The organism is Paenibacillus guangzhouensis (assembly GCF_009363075.1).
GTDB classification, from domain to species: domain Bacteria; phylum Bacillota; class Bacilli; order Paenibacillales; family Paenibacillaceae; genus Paenibacillus_K; species Paenibacillus_K guangzhouensis.
The window spans coordinates 2,256,724-2,272,949 of sequence record NZ_CP045293.1 but is presented as its reverse complement, the minus strand read 5'-3'; the positions used below and the strand labels follow the sequence as shown (position 1 = coordinate 2,272,949).

Sequence of the window (16,226 nt, the reverse complement as noted above, 5' to 3'; positions counted from 1 at the left end):
TAAAAACGCTGGCTGTTTAGAATAATAGTTTGTTTCCAATTGAGATTGATAGAAAGAATTTACATAGTACAACTTGTTCTATATTGGAGTATAAAAAAATATAATTATTGTTTTACCGCGACAGGCTAATATATATAATTTTACATAGTAGGAGAGGCAGTGTGCCGCTTCTTTGCATGCGTTCTTTCGTATTTTTTTGCATAGATCCCCTTGAAATTTATCACTTTAACATAGTTAGAGATTAAATATGAAATTTAGAGTGAATAATATTTGAAAAAAAGAGAAGGGTGTCCCTAATGCAGCAAAATCAGCTTTTATTAACTCCAAAACCAAAAATAGATGAAAGCCTAAGAGGATTTGTCCGAAGAACAACCGAGGAGAATCACTATAATGAACCAATTTGGATTTATAAATTAGCAGGATGGAAGCATTATAATAAAACATTGAATTTGATCTTTCCGAGTCAAGTTATTGATTTTTTTGTTCCCAAGAGAGTGTTTCGACTTGAAGACAACGAGATAAAGAAAATGATACTTGGATTTAGGATTTCTGAAAATTATTACGAATTACCCCATAACATGCAGTTCTTGTTCAGGCAGTTTGGATCGTGTTTAACGAGACCTCGGATTTGTCCACTATGTCTAGAGGACAGAAAAGTTCATAGTTTATTGTGGGAGCTTTCTTTGTTTGTTTCATGCCCGATCCATATGTGTTTATTAATTGAGGAATGTGAAAAATGCGGAAAACTGCTTAATCCAGTAAAGTTTGATATTAGTAGGTGTGAGTGTGGGTTTGATTTCAGATATACAAATGTATTAAAAGTTCAAGGAGAACTCTCAAGTTATTTAATGGAAAGGTTATTGGGAAACAATAAATCTGACTCAAATGAAGTTTTAGGCCAATTATCATTTGAGAATCTATACTATTTATTGATATTTTCAGTAAGATGGGCCAATGGTGAGAACGGGAAAAAGCATAGCCACGCATCTCAACCTTTAAAAAATGGGGAATTATATACAGCTTGTGAGAGAGCCTTTCAAATATATGAAAATTGGCCAATTAATTTCTATAAATTAAATGATGAGAGTAGATTACTAGCACTAAATGGTATTGCCAAGAGAAATAGGAAGCATACTATTAAATCCAGCTTCTTAGATAATTTTATAGGATTAACTGGATTTGAGTTTATAGAACATGCGCTAGATGAGTATATACAAACTTATTGGAGATCGGGGTATTTAAATAAAGATAATAATAAAATTAAGCTTATCGATTTACCAAGCAAGAGAATAAAGAAAGGAATAACTGGAAAAGAAGCTGTACGATTGTTGGGGCTTAGCCAAAGTCAAGTTAGAAGAATTATTGAAAAAAAAATACTTACACCTATCGTTGACTGTAAAATTGAAGGGAAGGCAGAATATAGTTTTAATGAGGAGGAGATTGTTAATTTTATCAGACAAATCGAAGAGCGTTGTAGTTCAAATCATTCAGAATCGTTAATCTCATATAGAGAAGCAACAAAACTTTGTTTTTCATATGATTTAGATTTAACAGATTTTTTGGTAATGCTCCAAGAAGGGAGAATAAATCCTTCCCAAATAAAGAGTTCTGAGTTGGGGTTAAATCGATTTTACTTTGATAAAAATGAACTAAGAAAAAAATTATTAGGTGATTTTCTTTCGTCCGAAGAGATATCAAAAGATCTAGGAGTTAAAGATAGCAGTGTAATGAGGTGGATAAGCAATGGTTTTATTAAAGTCTCAAAAGTAAATAAACAGAGTAGACAACTGATTAATATATGTGATTACTTAGAGTTTAAGAATAATTATATTCCTGTAGTCATGGTTGTGAAAACAGGAGTAACAAAATATAAGTCAACAGAGAAGATATTACGTGAGTTGAAAAAGATTGGCATAACTCCTGTAAACGAGAAGATTGTTTGCGATGATTTGTATTTATTAAAAAGATCATCAAATCTTGAACAGTTTATTTTGGAAAACAAAACATAAATTTATAAAGTAATTGGGGCAGTAAGTCTAGATAAATCTAGTTACTGTCTTTTTTGTTTTTAATTAAATTTACTTGAAGTCTGAAAACAATGATTGTCTGACCTCAAAAAAGTCAATACTTTTATCATAAATTATGAAAAGAACAGAGGTGAAAGGAAATGCCGTACAAACCAGCTCGAAAAATTAAGCCGAAAAGAAAAGGATTCCGTGGAAAAGAACCATATCTTAAAACTGGTGATATGATTCATTGGGAAAGTTTCCTTGAAAGGGACTTTATTAGACTAGCTGACTTTGATCAGCAAGTTGAAGAAATTTTTTATCAGCCAATATGCATCAATTATTTATTGAACGGTAAAAAGCATAAGTACTTTCCAGATTTTAAATTAATCCTAAATGATAACCGTGTTTTCATAATTGAGGTGAAAGCAGTTCGGTTTAAGAACTACCCTACAAATGTTATTAAGTATGAAGTTGGTCGAAAGTTTTGCGAATCTCAGGGGTGGCATTACGCGGTATTCACAGAGGAGGAGATAAACCAAAGGTACTTTCAAACCAATCTTTCATTGCTTCGTCATTTAGGGACTCAAGAAGTGTCGGACGAAATTATGGATCATGTTCTGGATCAATTGGACTTAACAGGACAAATGTATCTTTTTGAATTAAGGGAGTCTTGTGCCGAAATTGATGAAGAAAGTTTCTATAGGGCTGTTTATCAGTTGATTTACCTACAAGAGATTTCAACCGATTTAGTAAATGTAAAGCTATCTGATGATTCAATTTTACGTGTTGCAGTTAGGGAGGAGAACAGTTTATGCTAACTGATATTAAGTATGGTACGCAATTTCGTATTGGAACAAACGTATATGAAGTGCTCAGATATAGGGATGATGAAGTTGAAGTGCTTAATTTATCACATGACATAAAGGAATTACTACCTCTTAATGAGATCTTGACTTCTTACAATGAGAAGAAGTTAATCTTTGTACACGAAGGGCAAGATACTAACGTAATTGAATACGAAATAAAGGATTATTGTAGTGACCAAAAAGATATCATGGAGAAACGATATCAGGCTATTGAGCCTATTATTCAAGGTAGATTAAAGCCATCACAGATACAGGCTTATGTTGATAACTACCCAGAGGAATTAAAGCCCAATGGATCGATTTCTTCCGCGTCGATTTATAGATGGCTTAAATTATGGTATAAGCGCGAAAATAAATTAGATTTAATTCCTCAAACGAGGGGGCCAAAAGATCATCGAATCTCTAGTGAAGTAATGATCGAAGTTTCTTCCATCATTTTTAAATATGGAAACAAGGCGGAATACCTATCTATTAAAGATGAATATAACGTTCTTGAAGACAAAATAAATAATATCAATCTGACTAGAGAATTTCATGCGCATATAAAGATTGTTTCAGAATCGACATATCGAAGGATACGGAAGGGAATGGTTGATACATATGAGCGTGATAAAGAACTCATGGGGGGAAATCAAGCAGATCTAAAACATAATGGCGTACATTCAAATAAAAGAGCAAACCGGCCCCTTGAATGTATGGAATGTGATTGGACGCCAATTGATTGTTTAATCGTAGACTTTGAACTTGACGAATTATATCGTCCAGTCTTAATGTACGGAATGGATCAGGCAACAGGTGAACCAATGGGATTTCATATCATCTATAAAAAAGAGCCTGATGCTGGTGACTGGAAACAATTAATTTTACATTGCATATTACCCAAGACTGGCTTTAAAGAGTTGTACCCAAGAGTTGAGAAGAATTGGACGGCCTATGGGGTTCCTCAATCTATACTTTTGGATAATGCAAGGGTGAATGACGCAAAAGAAGTAGAGGAGGTTTGTTCGGCTCTTCGCATCGGCCTTAGATATTGCGAGGTAGCATCTGGTCATCAAAAAGGATCTGTTGAACAAGCGTTAGGGAATCTAAATCATAAAGCTTTTCAAGGATTAGTGGGATCACTTTTTTCAAATCCAGAGGAAAAAGGGCGATATGATTCAGCAGCGAAAGCAGTAGTTGATATTAAAGGTTTGTATCATATCGCACATATAGCAATAGTCGACATGGTCGCCAACAACTTCAATAGAGGGCAAAATATTCAAGAGGTGCCAGAGCGCCTATGGTCAAGAACATTAAAAGAAATGAAAATCCACCCGAGAATCCCCCAAAACCGTCAGTACTTAGAACTAATCTTCTCTTCAAACAGTGATACCCGCACAATCGGTCCTCGTGGAATAGAACTCAGGGGTCACCACTTTTTTAGTGAAGAATTAAATGAATTAAGAAAGCGTTTGGAACGCGAAGGTAGGAGCCGCGAAGTATTAATTCGATATGGCTCTGATATGAGGGTTATTTATGTAAAAGATGAATTCAATAAACGTTATATTGAAGCCTTCATAAAAAATGGAGGCCTGGAAAGAAAAAAGATTAACAAGAATTATCCGATCCATGAAGAATTGTTGGCATATCTTACGAACAAGGACGGTAGTGCTTATAATGACTATGATTCTTCGCTGCAGGGTAGGGCTAGACTAAACATTGAAGAGATTCAACAAGAGTGCAAATTAGAATACCAAGGGATTAGAAGAAGAAAAAGAAGGGAAGCGGCAGCCAAAGAGACTGTAGCAAGTGCAATTAAAGGTGTACCGATCGAACAGCTCCCTGGACTTGTAGAATCTATGAATATCTCGATTCTAAGTCCTGAGGAAAGTAGCGGAGTTATAAAACCATCCAAATCGGTTAATAATCAGGATGAATCTATTATTGAACAACCTAAACCTGGTGCCTTGCATGTTGACAACGTAGACCTAGATAAAATTGCAGACAGTTGGGGGAGTGGTCGAAAGGAGATGGTTTAATTGGAGTTTGAGCGATTAGAAGGAAAAGTACCTGATTTAAAGGAATTGAAAAGACGTGTTGAGCATGTCAAAAAGATTATTGTCCACCACCCAAAGTATGATAATCTTCTTGAGGAAATGGAAATGATCCTAGACTTGTCTGAAGGATCCGTAAGTCCGGATGGCTTATTTATTTTTGGGCCAACTGGAGCCGGTAAGACTACTGTAACCAAAGAATTTACGGCAAAATATCCTCGCGAAATTAAAGTGACTGACGATCGGGAATATACACACATTCCTATTCTAAGAGTGGTCGTTCCTCCAAAAGCAACACCGAGGATGCTGGCATCGAAAGTGCTGGAAGATATGGGGGATCCGTTTAGCCATAAAGGATCTGAATCTGAGTTGACAAGTCGAATCCATTTCTTTGTCAAGGAATTGGGGATTAAAGTAATTATTTTTGACGAGTTCCAGCATCTAATTGATGCAGACACCGAATATGTGCTAGCTACAGCATCAAACTGGGTTAAAACATTTACTGAAGAAATTGGCATTGCTGTTATTCTTTGTGGAATGCCAGAATCAGTAAAAATTTTTATTAGTAATCCCCAATTGGATCGAAGATTTTGTAATAAAGTTGCGTTAGAGCCTTTTGCATATGGTACGGTTGAGGAGATTCTTACTTTTAGGGTATTTCTTCAAAAAATCGACACACTGCTTCCTCTTGCTGAATTAGCGAATCTAGCTCATCCACGAATAGCAGATAAGCTATACTATATCTCGAACGGGGTACCTTTTTATGTAATGAAGTTACTTGAGTATGCGACCTATATTGCTGTTAAAACGGGTTCTGATAATATAACTGAATCACATCTGGCTAAGGCACTTATGAAAGTAAAACAGGTAGCTAGACCATTTGTTGGAAACCCTTTTAATGAGCCGCATTTTGACTTAGAGGCTGCACTTAAAACTGAGGAAGATGCAATGAATAAGTATAAGGAGAAACTTATGATTAAAAGAAAAAAAGGAAAAAGGGTACAAAAAAATAACATGCCTGTGCTAAACTCTTAATGTAGAAACTGGTACACGATTTAAAAACGGCGCCCCCACTAAGGTCGCCGTTTATGTTATATCGAGAACTTCCAATAAGTTATTTTTTGCTTTTCTTACTTCTTTTTAGACTAATTGAAAGAAGAAGGTCAATGATTTGATCCATGTCTTTAGATTTGCCTTTTGATTGATTACTAATCCGTGTATAAGCAAATATATCAACTGATACTACATTCAGAGCTTATGCAATCTTAGTTAAGTTGAGGACGGAGATATTGATTTCTGCTCTTTTGACACCACCAATATAAGTATAGCTTAAAGTGGCTAATTCACCTAACTGTGAATTAAATAATAGTCCGATTGTTGACTATACAAAGGGTACGGACCCTCGTAAGAGAAGATAGAAATAGTTCGATCTTTTTGTTATTTAAAAAGGAGAGATAGTATGAAAAGGAGAATACTGCGCAATGCAGTTAGATGCTTAAATTGTAATGAAACCATAGAGTCAACGACCATTTACGACTTCAAAACTTGTAGTTGTGGGAAAGTTGGTGTGGATGGTGGTCGACAATATCTAAAACGAATAGGATCAATAGAAGATTACGAAGAACTTTCCCGCTGTATGTCTACCCACGAAGAGTGGAATGAAATATTTCGAAAAAAATGAGCGATGATGTACTTTCTAAGGGTGCACCTTTGTTTATATGGAAAACGGAAAAAAGATATGTGAATATACGGTGAGGCGATTTTTTGGGACATATTGGACTGACACAAGTTCATGAGGTATAGATCAATCACCTTTAAGTTTAAATAACCAGTCGTCGAGTATTTTTCGGCGACTGGTTATTTAGTATTTGTTTAAAAGCGAATTTATTTTTGTTTTAACGATCACCATAGATACACTACCTTGATCTCTAAAGAACACAGTACCTTGTTAGATTGCCTTTAACTCAATTGCGGAATCTCTCGTCAATGGACTACCAGTTTATTTTATTTAGCTATTTGCTAATTAGTTATCTTCTAGTGTTACAAAGCGTTTACATGTCGAATGTGATAAATAAAAGGTACTATTTCGTCTATGGTATAATAGTACTAGATAAGTAAATTAAAGGATGATCTCGATTGCAGAACATATACACATCAAAAATAGAAGAAATGAATTATTTGAACACAGGAAATACCTGGCGCTACCGTCCAATCCTGCGTTTTTTTTATGAGCAGCACGGCTATCGAACGCATCTAAAAGCTGAAGATATCCTACAACATCTAAAGCAGTTTGATGACTTTGAGTCCTATACCATTGATGATCTAAAAAAAGACCTGGACGTGCTTGAAGGCTGGAAGAACATTACCACGCGACAAGAAGCGAATGACTATTACACCATCGAAGAGTTCAAATCTAAACGGTTTAAATACCAAGCCACACATTACACTATTCAGATCGAGCGGTTTTTAGAGACACTGGAGACTAATATAACTGACTTTGGTGGTGGATCCCTCGATAAAACGCTGTTTGATCGGATTATGGAAGCTCTTAAGCAATTGCTTGCGATAGATCACGCCACTCAGCCCGAAGAGGTATATCGCAGGTGGGAAGACTTAATGGAATATTTCCGCAGACTCGACCGGAAAACGAGCGACTATCTGGCCCGTATTTCATCGTTTCAGGCTGAGGATGAAATGCTCAGCGAGGCCTTTTTAGTCCGTCGACAAGATCTTGTGAATTATTTACGAGATTTCGTATTGTTACTCCAAAAGAAGATTCCAATGCTGCAGTACATGCTGGAGGAAAGGTTTCAGGATGAATGGATCAGTGAGATCATCGAACAGGTCGTGGAATACCAGTTATCAATTTTCCGGTTCGGTGAAAAATTGTCGTCCGATGCTGTGAAAAAAAGGTTGCGAGATGAATGGAGTTCCATCTATATCTGGTTTTGTGGGGAAGACAGTGATGCTAAGAACATTATGACGCAGACCGGAGAAATTATCCGAAAAATGCTACGCTTTGCTAGTCGTCTCATGGAAAGCAAGCAGTATTTGCGCAGCCGCAAACAGGAATTTTGGGACCTAGCACAGCATTTCTATGAGATAAGCGACGATGAACAGGCACACGAGTTGGCTTCACTTGTGATTGGCGTCCCCCATACTAAGCATTTTGCCTGCGAAGAAAACGATAATTCGGGACGGATTGAATGCTTCTGGGACATTGATCAGGAGCCAATTGAGCTCGGCTCGCGGAAACCGGGCTATCGCTCCAAAGGTAAAATGAGCGGAATCGCAAACAACAAAACCAAGCAAAAAGAACTGCTCGAATCGTACATGAAGGAGCAGGAAGAGATCAAGCAAAGCTTTCTACTACTCATTCAAGAGGACAAGATAGAGATGGCAGAGCTACCAGTATTGGCAAGACCCCAGCGCCAAAAGATTTTAGAGCTTATAAAACCGCTGCCTGCATGCGGCGGATCACACCGGGCGCCTGCTCATCGATGTCGATGAGCATTTGCCGCGTGTGCCGCGGGAATTCGCAGTCCTCCGAGCGTTATAATCGTAGACGACCGGCCAAGATCGGTAATGTATTCTTCATGAAATCAGCATGGCTCAGGTTGGTCAGGCTCTGCAATAACGATCTCAAACAAATATACCGATATTATTTTGTGTACCGACGAAGTTCGCGCACCCTAGATATTACCTCATATGATAGAGATAAGAAATGAAGAAATTACTTCAACAAACAACACGACCATTTGGAGGAAATAAGATGAAAAAAGTATTACTTTCAGCAATTTCTGCTGCAACACTTTTGGCTGGAGCTCTAACAATTGTACCAACTAATGCAGAAGCCGGTGTTGTAGACGGGGCTAAGGATGTCCTAAATACTACAAAAACCACTGTGAGCAGCCTCATTCAAAAATTTAAAGATTTACCAGCTACTCATTGGGCTGCTTCTGCAATTCAATCAGCTGTAAATAATGGCTATTTCAAAGGATATTCAGATGGTTCATTTAAGCCAAACGCACCTGTAACAAAGGCAGAGATGGCCACCATTTTGGGACGTATATCCGAACAACCGGTTATAACCGAATATAATGCTAATTTTACTGATTTGCCTGCTTGGGCTACTGAAAGCGTTAAAGCTGCAGTAGAAAAAGGGTTTATTGATCCTTCGAAATATTCTGGTAAGTTAGATGCTAATGCAGCATTAACCCGTGGTGAGATGGCTATTTGGTTAGCCCAAGGGCTGGCTGTCGTTAACTCTGAATATAAGGTTGCCCTTTCGGATGTTACGAATACTGTAATCCCTGCTAAGGAATATTTCACAGGAAAACTACCTGAAACTCAAAAAAATAGCGTTGCAGTAACAATGGGAACTGGATTAATGAGTGTCGGTAGTGATGAAAATTTTGGAACGGATCGGACTACAACACGGGCAGAGGTAGCAACTTTAATTGCACGCTATACGGCTGTTGCAAAAAAACAACCGGATGACTTTAAAGGTTTACAAGAATTACGTGCGGTAGGATTGACTGGAACAAACTTGAAGGTAATCGCACCCACTTATGAAAAATGGCCTAAAGAGAGATTACCAGAAAGCTACGACTACAGCAAAATAACCGACGACTTTTCTAAAGTTCGAAATAAAGAATTGGTTACACGCGCGGATTATGCAACAGCAAAAGTGAAAAACTGGATTGTCGTAAGTCCATATGCAAAAGGTGACCAGCGTAGTATTTACTATCCTGTATTTTTGGATGAGGGAGCTACCGCCTCAAATGGATCTTTTTATTCTTTCGCAGAGTTTGATATGAAAATTAAGGGGGACTCTATGAGTCAAACACAAGCTGGTAATCTGTTTAATGCTCCCGCTATTGATCCATTAAAATCACCTTCGTCGAAAGCTTATAAAGATTATTCGTTACCTCATACCAATGACATTACTAAGAGTAGAGGTGTTTTTACTGTAAAGAATCCACATTATTGGGGAATTGGCTTACTACGCTTTGATGATATATTCTTTTCTGAGGTACAACTCAAAGCTAAGGATGGTACTGAATATTATGTCGCCCAAAAAAAATGATTAAAAATGATAATAATTGAGCAATTGTTAAATGAAAATAAAGTCTATTCTTTGTGCTTAGGTTGAGTTAAGCCTCTTTTAAAAGCACTATACGATATTCGTGGAAGAAATTGAAAATTTGTAATTTATTGAGGAGGACGTAGCCCAAGAGAAGGTGTGGGAGCGTCTTTTTTTATTGAACTAACGGGCAGGATTGCGTGGTGGCAGACTGATGCCTCCGCATGAATATTGAGCAGTAAAGAACGGCTTTAATTAAATTCAATCTTCCATTTATTAGGGTTCTATTGCATGATTATTAGAGCAATAGAAGTTTGAATTGAAGGTGTTAATTGCGAAATAAATATATCTAGATGGGCTTTTGTTCTATCTAGGTAAATAACGCAAAAGTAACTCCAATTTCTACGATGAATTAATCGTTTTTCTAATTGCACCTTTTTGTGACAGAAGATTATTTTGGAAGTTGTTATTGCTGCGAGGAGAAGCTATGAGCTCAGAAGGGGAAATCCAATTAAAAGGTATACTTACAGAAAATACTGATATATTAATGAGTTTCGGTGCAGAAATTTGGCGACCGAGACAATTTATGTGCCGACCGACAAATTAAGCTACACACTTGATGATTGCTATTTCCTCGAAACCAAAAGAAAGCGATATACCAGAAATGGCTAGAGCCCTCAGGAATTCATTTCTTGGTGGAATAGTATATGAATTCTTTGGGGAAGAAAGTATTGAAGAAATTAATAAAACAATAAGTAATTGTTTCGAATGGTACACAGCAACTAATTCACTTAATCAAGTAGTGGTAGCAAAATAAAAAAAGCACAGACAGAATTATAGGCGGCTGTATTGCAGGTGTATATCCGGAGATAGTTAACAATTTTTCAGGTATAAATGATGTGTTTGTACTACCGGAATACCGCGGAAAAGGACTTGCGCAAGCTATGATAAAATACTCTATTACAGCGGCATATTCGATTACGCCGGTTATAAAACTACATATTTTAATTGGAAATCCAGCAGAACACTTATACCAAAGGCTTGGGTTTGTTGCAGGACCAAGATTTACAGATATGAAGTATAAGAAAAGTGACTCGTACATGTAGCAACATAATACGGGACCTGCTAGCTCTTTTGCACTGATGGAAACGATCGTGTACAATGACGCGAAGATTATGGTTAAATAACTTGATGAGAGATCGGATGATTAAGCAAACGGGACACGTTAGTCCAACGAAAAAGCGACAGTCTAAGACTTTATTTCCTCTTTGGCTGTCGCTACTTTAATTTTATGGGTCGGTCTAATATTTCATGGAGTCTGACGATATGACAATTAAAATGCCGTGTGAAATAAAGACATTCAGTCTAATACTATATTTTATTCGCGGGGAGCACGGGGGTATTTCACTGCGTACCTATAGGTGAAGACGAGATCATATTTTACAATATTTGCTTATTCTTTATTCGAAACTCGTGGAAGACTCAAGAAAAGGCTACAGCAGATTCATGTGTAGGCTGAATTAAAGAAAGAAAAGATCGCCTCCTAAATTAGGAACCATTAATAGAGCAGCGCGTAATAGTAGAATAACTACTTCAAAGAGGTGAATATAGTTGGAGATGGAATACGATGACGACTATTATAGTTCCCGTTTGTCTTATGATAGGCTGAGAACCACACAACCACATGTTGAAACTCAAGGACTATGGTTTTACAACGATATTTATTACATAAAATGTGCTGATTTATCTGTTATGCCTCTCAATGAAGAAATGTTATGTTTAGAAGATTATTTCGCAAAAAAAGTGAGAGTGATGGGCACCCTAGTGAAATTAGTCGAACAAGTTCCTGAAGGTGCCGAAAGAATAAATGATAGATCTTTACAAGAAGTTGTTCAAGTAGTAGGGACAGTACTTAATCAAAATGATTTTGATGATCAACTAGCCTTACTCATACCTCCAAGTTTTCCACCATATAGATTTGGTTTTGAGCAGGGCAAGGGTTGGATATTAGAAGTGGAAAAAACAATATCGGATTCAGAATATCAATCCTTTATATCCTCTCTTACGAAACTAATTGCCAAACCTAAAAACATTATTGTGGAAGTTAAAAAAAATGTCTCTGCTAAGCACCAAAAGATAATGACTGGTTTGGATTTGATACCGAGTCGAAGAACATCTTTATCAGTTACTCCTGAATTAAAAAGGCTTTGGGAAATTGATGAACAATTATGGGTAGATCAATCGATATCCGTGTTATCTTCAAACGACTTCAATGAATCACTGCTGCCAAGAACTTGGCATAAAAAAGGGGCTGCTTGTTTACTAGACCTTTCGATTTCAACTTCACATGATATTCGAAACTACCTTACAATGTATCGAACTATTAACATCGTGGTTCCATTAGCAAGCTTTCATGAAAGGGTTTTGCTATCACTAAATGTTTCACAAGAAGAACTAGTCGAGCTAGTAATAATGGGTAAAGTTAAGCTTCTCTTCCCTCAAAATATTGAACGGTACAATCGAAATTTCCTTGAGAATTTAGCAGGTGTGGCTCCGGATAGTCTTATGTTTTCTCGACAGTTAGCCCTTAGAACAATTATTGATAGTCGTCATAGAAATCCACTACTGTATCCAATTTTGGAGACAGATGAAAAACAGCTTTTACTTGCCTTTTTACATAATGCTGCTTTAAAAGTGAAAGATCATAATTTACAATCTTGGTTAAAATCCTTAGCTTTTGAACTCTCAAGAATATGGGATGAATCAACTTCTTCGATATCCTTCAGAGGGGCCATGGGTACTGGACAAGTGGGGTATGCAGCACTCATTGCTGCAATGATTAAAAGTCAAACAGGTCAAGACTTATCTCTTGAGCTAATAACATCGTCTACTTCAGTGGAGTGGGCAGGAGCATTAAATTCAACTTTGTGTCCTGTAGGTGATAAGACGACTATAACTAATACAGAAACGCTAGCCAATATGTATTCAGGCGTAAATACTGGCCGGAAGATGGAATTAATGAGTTCACCAAATTTAGCAACAGAGAACATACTTACTATTGCAAGGGATGTACCCGTATTGGAGTTGGCCAACGCCTTTAAAGGCACAGATATTGACCGATTCCAAAATATGATTCAACGAATCTCACAACATCAACTTCCTGAGGAGCAAAATGAGATCATTGAAGCATTTAATAAAACTGTTAAATCATTTGAGCGAAATAAAAAACGAACTAATTTCTGGGACATCAAGGGAGTATTAGTGGACATTGGTACTACTGCAGCAGATATGACGATACCGTTAGCAGGACTAATGATGAACATTATTGGAGAAGCTATAGAATATGTTGGTGGAAGTTCAAAACCGGTCGGTGATTTTTTGGATAAGACTCAAGCTAAAATATATGGCTCAACTCCAGATGCTATCCTTGTAAGCCGTATGAAGGATCAGGTTAAAGAGTTGTTATAAAGTATTTTGAATTAACAAACCTATCAGGACTAAGTGAAATTAAAAAGACTATTGAGAAACCCAGGTCATTGACCTTTGGGTTTCTTTCTCATTTTACGCAGCAAAGCTGCAGTTCGTCGATTTTGATGGTTCTCACTGGTTCCGGTACGGTGTGGCCAACTACTGCAACTCCGCTCACCTGTATGCTTCCAAACGAAGCCGGCAGAACGTGCGGCACGGGGTGTGCTAACTGCTGCAGCTTCGTGTGTCCAATAAAGTGTTAGACTCAGAAAATAAAGCATTAGACTCGAAGCTTTATTAAGCAAAGGGGCAGGATGTCGTGGAAATAAGGTGGAATGATGAAGAGAGCCGGCCAACCGTATGAGGTCGCACCTGCTTGTGTATATTTGGCATCTGATGACTCATCTTATATGTCAGGGCAAATCCTACATGTAAATGGCGGAGTAATAGTGAACGGTTAGTTGAAAAGTAAAACTTACATGAACGACCAAAGCCCCTGAATTAGTTTTGGGGGCTTCTCTTATAATCAAGCCAGTCTCGAAATATAGTGGTTTATTTTTTGTATGGATAATCTCCCTAAAAGAGCAATATTACGCTGATGGAGGGATGACTTAAGTGATTTAAAAGGGATAATAAGGAAAAATGTCGAAATTAGTAGTATAGTCTTATGAAATAAGTATTAAGTTTTTCGAATATTCAACCTATTCATAGAATTTTTTTAAGGAGGAGAACTGCTTGCAAATATCATCATTGAAATTAACGAACTTTAGAAGCTTTGGTGAGGATGGGACTACAATAGTTCTAAATAAACTTTCGGGATTTGTAGGTGAGAACTCTGCAGGTAAAACTGCACTAATACATGGATTAGTTAAGCTATTTGGGGTGTCCTCTCATGAACGGGCTCTAGATAAGTCTGACTTCCATATTCCTAAAAACACGGCTGTGAAAGATACAAAAGAACTTCATCTGTCGATAGAAGCTCGAATTGATTTTCCAGAGTTATTGGATAACTCAAAAAATGAGCAAAGTAAAGTAAGCATACCCCCTTTTTTTAATCAACTTGTTGTTCGTGCAACAGCTGAAGCTCCTTATTTGCGTGTACGCTTAATTGCGAAGTGGACGGCTGATAATACTCCTGAGGGAGAAATTGAACAAAAATTATATTTTGTAACTGTTGCGGAGGGAGTAGATGAAACAGATGAAGATTTGGTCCCTGTTACTCCGCATCAACGATCGACAATACAAGTTATTTATGTACCTGCAGTTAGGGAGCCATCCTCACAACTTCGAAACGCATCAGGAACAATTCTATGGAGAATTTTGAATAACATTTCTTGGCCAGATAACATTGATGAAACAATAAAGGAAAAAATGAAACCAGTAGATGAACTCTTTAATGGAATCAATGGGGTCTCACAAATAAGAAGTATTATTGGAGATGAATGGAAAAAGTACCACAAGGATATTCGGTATCAGGATGCAAAATTGCAATTTAGTAGTTCAACATTAGCTTCAATATTGAAGAAAATTGAGGTGTCTTTTTCTCCAACTCATGATTTAGGCGAATATAGTGTTGACAAGCTGGGTGATGGACTTCGATCATTATTTTATTTATCAATGGTATCATCATTACTTGAAGCAGAAGTAGAAATTACCGGGAAATCAAATGCATCTCTTACTCTTCTTGCTGTTGAAGAGCCAGAAAATCATATATCTCCCCATTTACTTGGTAGAGTGATGGATAATTTGAAAAATATTTCAAATAAAAATAATGCACAAGTTGTTTTGACATCACATAGTGCCTCAATTATTAAACGGATATACCCAGAGAATTTAGCACATTTAAGAATTGATCAAAATAGTTATACAACTGTAGTGAATAATATTGTTCTTCCAGATAGTACATCAGAAGCGTATACGTATATTAAAGAAGCCGTAAGAGCTTATCCTGAAATATACTTTTCAAGATTAGTCATTTTAGGTGAAGGCGACTCAGAAGAGATAGTTCTTCCAAGGATTTTGGAGATTAACGGAATATACCCTGATGATTATGGAATATCTATAGTACCTCTTGGAGGTAGACATGTTAACCATATGTGGAAATTACTTAATGAATTAAATATACCTCATATTACTTTATTAGATTTAGATCGAGAACGAGGTGGTGGTGGCTGGGGTAGAATTAAATATGCAATAAAACAATTGTTACTAAACGGTCGATCAGGAGAGGAAATATTAAAAGTATGGTATAGAGAAGGTACGGGTTTAAGAGAGGATATTATTACTGAAGTACAACTTGAAGAAGAATTTGATAGTTATCCAATAACTTCTGAGTGGATAAAATCTATGAATGATATTTGGTTGCCAAGGTTGATGGAAGATAAAAATAATGTATTTTTCTCGGCACCTATGGATTTGGACTTTCTAATGCTGGAAACATTCCCTAAAGCTTATAAAGAAACAGTACCAAGAGGACCCAATATTCCTAATCGTTTCAAAGATCCAGAAGGTTACGCTAAAAAAATAAGAAGCGGCATTGTAGCATCCTTAAAAAATGAAAAAGCAACAGGTGAGACTTATTCCGAAGATCAGCTTGAACTTATGGTCTGGTATAATACTTTATTTCTTGGTAGAAGCAAACCGAGTACACATATTGAGGCGTTGTTAAAAATAGCCGATGATGACTTGCAGTCTAATATGCCTAATGTTTTTAACAAAATTATTGCTAGAGTGAAGGAATTACTTGAAAGGAATGCATAGGCTA

At 36.9% G+C, this 16,226-nt stretch carries 11 protein-coding genes and 1 pseudogene; all 12 read left to right on the top strand.

Annotated elements, in window-relative coordinates:
• Positions 1–296: 296 nt before the first annotated feature.
• The 12 genes and pseudogenes from GCU39_RS10145 (at position 297) to GCU39_RS10080 (ending at position 16,222) form a co-directional block, all read left to right on the top strand.
• Positions 297–2,009 (top strand): TniQ family protein, encoded by a 1,713-nt coding sequence (locus GCU39_RS10145; RefSeq protein ID WP_152393397.1) that lies wholly within the window; start codon positions 297–299, stop codon positions 2,007–2,009.
• Between the two features lie 158 nt (positions 2,010–2,167).
• Positions 2,168–2,827 carry a TnsA endonuclease N-terminal domain-containing protein gene (locus GCU39_RS10140; protein ID WP_152393396.1) on the top strand — a complete coding sequence of 220 codons (660 nt, stop codon included), beginning with the start codon at positions 2,168–2,170 and terminating at the stop codon, positions 2,825–2,827.
• On the top strand, positions 2,821–4,893 hold the full coding sequence (locus GCU39_RS10135) for a hypothetical protein (protein WP_152393395.1): 2,073 nt from the start codon (positions 2,821–2,823) through the stop codon (positions 4,891–4,893). The genes GCU39_RS10140 and GCU39_RS10135 overlap by 7 nt, the downstream gene beginning before the upstream one ends.
• The gene (locus GCU39_RS10130; RefSeq protein WP_152393394.1) at positions 4,894–5,943 is read left to right on the top strand and encodes a TniB family NTP-binding protein; all 1,050 of its coding nucleotides are present in this window, start codon (positions 4,894–4,896) and stop codon (positions 5,941–5,943) included. It abuts the gene before it with no gap.
• Positions 5,944–6,367: 424 nt separating this feature from the next.
• Positions 6,368–6,589: a DUF7695 domain-containing protein gene (locus GCU39_RS32575; protein ID WP_152393393.1), complete on the top strand. Its 222-nt coding sequence runs from the start codon at positions 6,368–6,370 to the stop codon at positions 6,587–6,589.
• A gap of 455 nt (positions 6,590–7,044) precedes the next feature.
• Positions 7,045–8,418 carry a TIGR02677 family protein gene (locus tag GCU39_RS10115; protein WP_152393392.1) on the top strand — a complete coding sequence of 458 codons (1,374 nt, stop codon included), beginning with the start codon at positions 7,045–7,047 and terminating at the stop codon, positions 8,416–8,418.
• A gap of 262 nt (positions 8,419–8,680) precedes the next feature.
• Positions 8,681–9,997 (top strand): S-layer homology domain-containing protein, encoded by a 1,317-nt coding sequence (locus GCU39_RS10105; RefSeq protein WP_152393391.1) that lies wholly within the window; start codon positions 8,681–8,683, stop codon positions 9,995–9,997.
• A gap of 613 nt (positions 9,998–10,610) precedes the next feature.
• The gene (locus tag GCU39_RS10100; protein WP_152393390.1) at positions 10,611–10,811 is read left to right on the top strand and encodes a hypothetical protein; all 201 of its coding nucleotides are present in this window, start codon (positions 10,611–10,613) and stop codon (positions 10,809–10,811) included.
• A 16-nt stretch (positions 10,812–10,827) separates the two neighbouring features.
• The gene (locus GCU39_RS32505) at positions 10,828–11,100 is read left to right on the top strand and encodes a GNAT family N-acetyltransferase (protein WP_152397175.1); all 273 of its coding nucleotides are present in this window, start codon (positions 10,828–10,830) and stop codon (positions 11,098–11,100) included.
• A gap of 505 nt (positions 11,101–11,605) precedes the next feature.
• Positions 11,606–13,462 carry a hypothetical protein gene (locus tag GCU39_RS10090; protein WP_193726858.1) on the top strand — a complete coding sequence of 619 codons (1,857 nt, stop codon included), beginning with the start codon at positions 11,606–11,608 and terminating at the stop codon, positions 13,460–13,462.
• A 338-nt stretch (positions 13,463–13,800) separates the two neighbouring features.
• A pseudogene (locus tag GCU39_RS10085) lies at positions 13,801–13,923 on the top strand (SDR family oxidoreductase); the annotation flags it as partial.
• A 274-nt stretch (positions 13,924–14,197) separates the two neighbouring features.
• A complete protein-coding gene (locus GCU39_RS10080; protein WP_152393388.1) occupies positions 14,198–16,222 on the top strand; it encodes an ATP-dependent nuclease in 2,025 nt (674 codons plus the stop codon).
• Positions 16,223–16,226 lie beyond the last annotated feature (4 nt).

Excerpts from the sequence above, each read along its gene's own strand:
- GCU39_RS10105 (WP_152393391.1), top strand. The coding sequence starts at position 8,681 with ATGAAAAAAGTATTACTTTCAGCAATTTCTGCTGCAACACTTTTGGCT.
- GCU39_RS10140 (WP_152393396.1), top strand. The coding sequence starts at position 2,168 with ATGCCGTACAAACCAGCTCGAAAAATTAAGCCGAAAAGAAAAGGATTC.
- GCU39_RS10145 (WP_152393397.1), top strand. The coding sequence starts at position 297 with ATGCAGCAAAATCAGCTTTTATTAACTCCAAAACCAAAAATAGATGAA.
- GCU39_RS32575 (WP_152393393.1), top strand. The coding sequence starts at position 6,368 with ATGAAAAGGAGAATACTGCGCAATGCAGTTAGATGCTTAAATTGTAAT.
- GCU39_RS10135 (WP_152393395.1), top strand. The coding sequence starts at position 2,821 with ATGCTAACTGATATTAAGTATGGTACGCAATTTCGTATTGGAACAAAC.